General features: G+C 40.6%; 1 protein-coding gene. It reads right to left on the reverse strand.

Annotated elements, in window-relative coordinates; genetic code table 11:
- Positions 1-223: 223 nt before the first annotated feature.
- On the reverse strand, positions 224-832 hold a 609-nt coding region (locus ACYVLS_RS08890), incomplete at its 5' end, for a transposase (protein WP_460323699.1).

Genomic DNA, 832 nt, shown 5'->3' on the forward strand with positions numbered 1-832 from the left:
TAAAAAAAGCTTCGGCTACGCCTTCGCCCTTTTTGGGATAGTGCGTAGCCTTTACTTTTTGAGTTCTGAATAATCATAGATAATACCGTGAACACTCTTATAATAAACAGGTACCATTTCATTTCCACATCGTTCACAACTAAATCTTGGGGGATCCATCGGATCCCCACCATCCATACTATCGAAATGTTTGACTATCTCTTTCGGAATCTCTTCTCTTTCTTTACATGTTCGACAAATGAACTCTATAACGTTCGTTGATTTCTTTTTCGCGTTGGTCCCAGTTGAACCGATATTTTTTAATAGCTTTTCGCGTTGCTTCTTTTTTCTTACATTTATACGTTTCCGACTCAATGATTTCAATCTCCCGATTAATATATTTTTTGGCAAGTACATCGTTCGCAAATTGAAGGGTTAGGTGCCCTTTTTTGAGCACAGCTATCCCTCGGAACTCCATCACATTGCCACATTCCGAACATTCCAAAGGATCTTCTCCAAATGATTCTATGCGTCGCTCTCGCCAACCTACCGGTTTAATCATTTTCTTCGCATTAATCAACACGCGTTGGGCTTCACGTTGAAATTGTTTCACCACTTCTTTCATGAGCGTCTTAATTCGACGAGAATACAACCCATAGTGGCGAACCATTTTAAATTGTTCATCTGGAATATGTCGAACAAGTCGTCCGATAAATTCCATCACAGCCACTTCTTCAACTTTCCATTCGCCATCCCGTTTATCCTGATAACTAAAGCAAACAGATTCCCCGTCATACATGATGATGCGATGAAGAGCGATAGGTCCCCGTTTCATGTAACGGCCAATATAGCC

This window comes from Alkalibacterium psychrotolerans, from assembly GCF_054784355.1.